Genomic DNA, 5,287 nt, shown 5'->3' with positions numbered 1-5,287 from the left:
TGGCGGCCGAGGCGCGCCGGCTGGTGGGCGGCTGAGCGCGGAACCCAGAGCGGGCCCCGGCACGCCGGCGCCCGCTCAGAGCCGCACCGGCAGCCGCAGCAGGTGGAAGCCGTCGGCCGGCCAGTGGCCGAACTCCAGCCCGTCCCGCGCGACCCCGAGTGCCGCCTCCGGCCGCCGGATCAGCACCTGGTCCAGCACCACCGAGGTGACCAGCCGGCCGAGGGCCGCGCCCAGGCAGTAGTGCGCGCCGTGGCCGAACGCCAGGTGGCCGTCGCCGCGCCCGAACTCCCGGGCGATGTCGAGGCGTTCGGGCGCATCGCCGTACTCCTTCGGGTCGTGGTCGGCGGCCAGCAGGGCGACGGTGACCGGGTCTCCGGTGCGCAGCGCCGTCCCGGTGAAGGTGAAGTCCTCGGCGGCGTACAGGGTGGCGCCGATCCGCACCAGGGTGATGTACCGCAGCAGTTCGGGCACGGCCCGCTCCAGCAGCTGCGGCTCGGCGCGCAGCCGGGCCAGCTGGTCGGGGTGGTCGAACAGGGCGAGCAGGCCGTGGGCGAGGAACAGCGCGGGCGGGGTGATGCCGGTGTTGATCAGCAGGAAGACGGCCGCGACCAGGTCGTCCTCGTCCAGCGGCTGCTCGCCCTCGCGGGTGTCGTGGGCCAGGGTGGAGACGAGGTCCCCGGTGGGTTCGGCGCGGCGGCGCGCGATCAGCTCCTTGACGTGGTCGACGATGCCGACCAGGCCCTCGACCGTGCGGCTGCCGTCGCCGTACGCGAAGTCGCGGATCCAGCCGCAGACCCGGGGCCGGTCGGCCTCCTCGACGCCGACCAGTTCGCAGATCACCTGGGTGGTCAGCGGGTAGGCGAACTCGCCCAGCAGGTCGGCCGGTTCGTTCCGGGTGGCGAGGTCGGCCAGCAGCTCGGCGGCGGTGCGCTCGACGAAGCCGCGCAGGGCGGCGATCCGGCGGGCGGTGAAGGCGCGGGTCAGGGGCGCGCGGCGGCGGGCGTGCTCCTCGCCGTCGAACAGTGCCAGGTGGCCGGAGAGGTAGCCGGCGTACTCGGCGGGGAAGCTGTCGAAGGCGGCGGCCAGCAGCTCGTCCTGCGGGTCGGATCCGGCGTCGGCCGGAGCGGCGAGCCCCGCCCGGTCCCGGATCAGCCGGGGCTCGGTGAGCGCGGCCTTCACGTCGACGTAGCGGGTGACCAGTCGGACCGGGGTGTCCAGGCCGGGCAGGACGACCCGGGGCAGCTCGGTCTGCTCGCGGAAGCGGGCGTAGGCGCCGACGGGGTTCTCGACGTCCTCGGGGGTGAGCCGGACGGGGGTGGTGGTCATGGCGGGTCTCTCCTTCGTCACACGGCTGTGCGGCTTTCGATGCCCCGGAGCTTGCCGGGGCCCGCCTTCAGTGCGGTTTCACCGTGGTTTCAGTCGTCCGGGCGGTGGCGCGGACGGTGTAATTGAACGCGTTCAGAAGTTTGGGCTAGGCTGGGCTCCCAGGAGCCGAGGGCAGGAGGGGGAAGCCATGAAGGTCGTCATTCCCGGCGGATCGGGGGCACTCGGGGCGCTGCTCGACCGGAGCCTGACCGCCGCCGGACACCAGGTCGTGGTGCTGAGCCGCAGGCCCGCCGGGCCCCGGCAGGTCGGCTGGGACGGACGGACCCTCGGCGCCTGGGCGGCCGAGGTCGACGGGGCCGACGTCGTGCTCAACCTCGCCGGGCGCAGCGTCAACTGCCGCTCCACCGAGGCGAACCGGCAGGAGATGATGGACTCGCGGGTGCAGTCGACCCGGGTCGTCGGCGAGGCCGTCGCGGCCGCCCGCCGCCCGCCCGCGCACTGGCTCCAGATGAGCACCGCCACCGTCTACGCCCACCGCCACGACGCCCCCAACGGCGAGCTGGACGGCCTGATCGGCGGCAGCGAGCCCGACGCCCCGGCCGCCTGGCGGCACAGCATCGACGTCGCCCAGGCCTGGGAGCGTGCCCAGGCGGAGGCCGACACCCCGCACACCCGCCGGGTCGCCCTGCGCGCCGCCGCCGTCCTCGGCCCCGAGCGCGGCGGATCCCTCGACGCGCTCTCCTGGCTGGCCCGGCTCGGCGCCGGCGGCCCCGTCGCGGGCGGCTCTCAGTACGTCTCCTGGATCCACGAGCGCGACTTCACCCGCGCCGTCGAGTTCCTGATCGCCCGCGAGGACCTCACCGGCCCGGTCAACCTCGCCGCCCCGAACCCGCTGCCGCAACGCGCGTTCATGCGCGAGCTGCGCACCGCCTGGGGCATGCCGCTGGCCCTGCCCGCCACCCGCTGGATGGCCGAACTGGGCGCCTTCGCGCTGCGCTCCGACACCGAACTGCTGCTGAAGAGCCGCCGCGTCGTCCCGACCCGGCTGCTCGACGCCGGCTTCACCTTCGACCACCCGAGCTGGCCCGAGGCCGCCCGCGACCTCGTCCGGCGGCTGCGCGGGCGGTAGCGCTGTCCGGAGCGTGGTGGGCCGGGTTCGTCACGGGGCCGTCACAGCTGCCCGCCGGTGCTTGCCCGGGCCCGGTCGCTGCCGGGAGCGTGGAGCCCACACGCAGGGGACACCAGGGGGCGGGATGCGGACGGTACGGCTGTCGTACATGCGGCGACGGGTGGACATCATCGGCGTCGGCTGCCTGCTGGCCCTGGTGACGGTGATCGTGCTGGGGGAGTCCGGTCTGGCCGACCCGGGGACGGCCGTGCTCGTCGGCGCCCTGGTGGCCGGCGCGGTGGCCGTCGGAGTACCGCACACCTTCTGGCTGCGGGAGGAGGCGGACGGTCTCACCGTGGTCCGGCTGCTGGTCCCGCGCCGCTACGCCTGGTCGGAGATCCGCGGCCTGGCCATGGAGTTCGACGAGGAGGAGGAGACCAGCGTCCACCGGGTCACCCTCCGGCTGCGCCTGGTGGACCCGCCGGGCCGGTTCTGGGGCCCGCTGCTCGGCCGGTTCGACGTCACCGACGACGACCGGCCGCGCGGCCTCGAACCGCGCGCCCTGGCCGAGCTGTTCGCCCTCTTCGGCCGGCACGGGCTGCCCGTCGACCGGCCGGAGTTCGCCGACGACGTGCTCCACACCCGCGGGCTGCCGCCGACGCCGCCCCCGGCGGTGCGGAGCGTGCCGGTCGGGCCGGTGCCCACGGCGGCGGAGGCGTACGCGGCCGCCCCGGGCGTAGCGGAGGAGGAGACGTACCTGGTGGCCGGCCGGAACACCGCCAAGAGCCCGCCCCGCAAGCGGCGTGCCCACCTGCTGCGCGCCGCCGCCCAGGCCGACCGGATCGCGCTGGCGGGCGGTGACGCGGACCGCGAGCAGGTGGTGTGGGCGCGGATCTCGGCCGGCTACCTGTGCGAGCACGACGGCGTCACCGCCGCCACCGACGACGACGCGCGCTCGTACGTCCGCCAGCAGTACCTGGACTGGCGCCGGGCCTCCGCCGACCCGCGGCGCGGCCGCCGCGACGGGGGCTGACCGGGGGCCGGGGGCTGGGGGGCTGGGGCCCGGCGTCGGTCACCGGCATCGGGTGCGCCCTACGGCAGCCGGGCGTGCTCGGCGCGGCTCTCGGCGATCCGGCGTGCGGCGAGGTCGCGGGCCCGGGCGCGGTCGTTGCCGGTGAGCCGGGCGAGGATCGCGGCGAGCGGCCTGACCTTGCCGAAGCCGCCCCAGTGGCCCTCGGGGATCTCGGTGGGGAACACCCAGATCCGGCCGGGGTCGCGCGGCCAGGCGCCGTCCTCGGCGTCCAGGATCGCCTCGGTGACGTCGGCGATGACGCCCGCGCGCTTGCGGGCGTCGAGCTGGCCCTCGGGCACCGACGGGACGACCTTGTAGCGCGGCGCGTCCGCGAGCTCGCCGCCGACGTAGACGGCGGCGGGCCGGTGGAGGAAGAGCCAGGACACCGAGCGGGTGACCGGGTCGGCGGGGTCGAAGCCCTCGTGGTGGATCAGGATCTCGGTGATGCGGTTGAGCAGGGCCGCTTCCGCCTCCGGGCGCAGGGCGCCGTCGGGGATGTGGACGTCGAGCATCGGCATGGCCGTCGCCTCCTGGATTCAATTTCTCAACTCAGGTGGCCCGGAGCCTAGCCCGGGCTGAGTACGGATTGTCAACCCAGGTGGGTCGGACGGGCTAGGATCGCCCCATGGCGGAGCAGCGGCGGCGGATCGACCCGGTGAACTGTTCGATGGGGCGCGCCCTCGCGGCGGTCGGCGAACGCTGGTCGCTGCTGATCGTGCGGGAGGCGCTGGACGGCGCCAGGCGCTTCGGGGAGTTCCGCACCCGGCTCGGCATCGCCAGCAACCTGCTGTCCACCCGGCTCGACGGCCTCGTCGCCGCGGGCGTGCTGCGCCGCGTGCCGTACCAGGAGCCCGGCGACCGGCAGCGCTTCGAGTACCACCTCACCGAGAAGGGCAGGGACCTGCGGCCCACCGTGATCGCCCTGCTGGAGTGGGGCGACAAGTACCTCGCCGACGAGGAGGGCCCGTCGGTCGTCGTCCGGCACGGCGGCGGCGAGGAGCACGGCTGCGACGAACCGGTCACCCTCCTGCTGGAATGCGCGGGCGGCCACACCCACCTGCCCCCGGACTCCGTCTACCGCAGCCCGGGCCCGGGCGCCCGCTTCCTGCCGTCCTGAGCGGCCGGGCCGCTACAGCCCCAGCAGGTGGTCCAGGACCCGGCCGAAGACCAGGCGCCCGGACCGCGCCAGGACCGGATCGAGCAGCGGACCGAGCGTCCGGGGCAGGCCGGCGACCGTCAGCTCCTCCGTCCAGACCGCCGCGCTGCCGCCGCCCACCGCCCGGACCCGCAGCTCGGCCCAGCCGTGCACCGGGTGGCCGCGCTTGACCAGCCGGCACCGCCCGTCCCGGCCGGGGCCGGGGACGACCAGCTCGGTGAGCTCCATCGGGTCGTCGAAACGGAACGGCCCGAGGGCCGTCCGGGCCAGGACGACATCGCCCGCCTCCCGGCCGGAGCCCCGGACCACGCGGACCCGGGTGAACGGCACCCGGTCCCCGTGCCGGTGCCAGGCCGTCAGCCGCTCCCAGCACTCGGCGGGCGGCAGCGGCGTACGGCGGATCAGGACGAAGCGGGCCACGGTCGCCACCCTAGGCCCTCTCGAAGCCGCGCGGTGGCCCTAGCGGAGCCGCGGCAGGCCCCCCAGCAGGCCCGCCACCGCCGTCAGGTCGCCGCCCCCGTCGAGCAGCACCACCAGCGGCGGGTGCGCCGGCGAAGCCAGCCGGGCGATCCCGCACGCGGTGGCCCCGAGCCCCGGCGGGGCGACCAGGGCGACCGGCGCGCGG

6 protein-coding genes are annotated in these 5,287 nt (G+C 75.9%); 3 read left to right on the top strand and 3 right to left on the bottom strand.

Annotation, left to right across the window (positions count from 1 at the left end; genetic code table 11):
* Positions 1 to 75: 75 nt before the first annotated feature.
* Positions 76 to 1,326, bottom strand: coding sequence for a cytochrome P450 (locus AE652_RS34610; protein WP_049658905.1), 1,251 nt, complete (start codon positions 1,324 to 1,326; stop codon positions 76 to 78).
* A 187-nt stretch (positions 1,327 to 1,513) separates the two neighbouring features.
* Between AE652_RS34610 and AE652_RS34605 the strand changes: the two genes are divergently transcribed.
* Positions 1,514 to 2,455: a TIGR01777 family oxidoreductase gene (locus AE652_RS34605; RefSeq protein WP_049658903.1), complete on the top strand. Its 942-nt coding sequence runs from the start codon at positions 1,514 to 1,516 to the stop codon at positions 2,453 to 2,455.
* 124 nt (positions 2,456 to 2,579) lie between these two features.
* On the top strand, positions 2,580 to 3,467 hold the full coding sequence (locus AE652_RS34600) for a hypothetical protein (protein ID WP_049658902.1): 888 nt from the start codon (positions 2,580 to 2,582) through the stop codon (positions 3,465 to 3,467).
* A 59-nt stretch (positions 3,468 to 3,526) separates the two neighbouring features.
* Here the strand turns inward: AE652_RS34600 and AE652_RS34595 are convergent, their stop codons facing one another.
* Positions 3,527 to 4,024, bottom strand: a complete 498-nt coding sequence (locus AE652_RS34595) for a hypothetical protein (RefSeq protein WP_049658900.1) — start codon at positions 4,022 to 4,024, stop codon at positions 3,527 to 3,529.
* 107 nt (positions 4,025 to 4,131) lie between these two features.
* Here AE652_RS34595 and AE652_RS34590 point away from each other — a divergent pair, with 107 nt between their 5' ends.
* Positions 4,132 to 4,623, top strand: a complete 492-nt coding sequence (locus AE652_RS34590) for a helix-turn-helix domain-containing protein (protein WP_049658899.1) — start codon at positions 4,132 to 4,134, stop codon at positions 4,621 to 4,623.
* 12 nt (positions 4,624 to 4,635) lie between these two features.
* Here AE652_RS34590 and AE652_RS34585 read toward each other — a convergent pair whose 3' ends face one another.
* Positions 4,636 to 5,082, bottom strand: coding sequence for a hypothetical protein (locus AE652_RS34585; protein WP_049658907.1), 447 nt, complete (start codon positions 5,080 to 5,082; stop codon positions 4,636 to 4,638).
* Positions 5,083 to 5,287: the final 205 nt, after the last annotated feature.

Origin of the sequence: Kitasatospora sp. MY 5-36 (genome assembly GCF_001182915.1) — a bacterium.
Taxonomy (GTDB): Bacteria; Actinomycetota; Actinomycetes; order Streptomycetales; family Streptomycetaceae; genus Kitasatospora.
The sequence above is the reverse complement of the archived record's forward strand: the minus strand, read 5'-3'. Positions and strand labels throughout refer to the sequence as shown.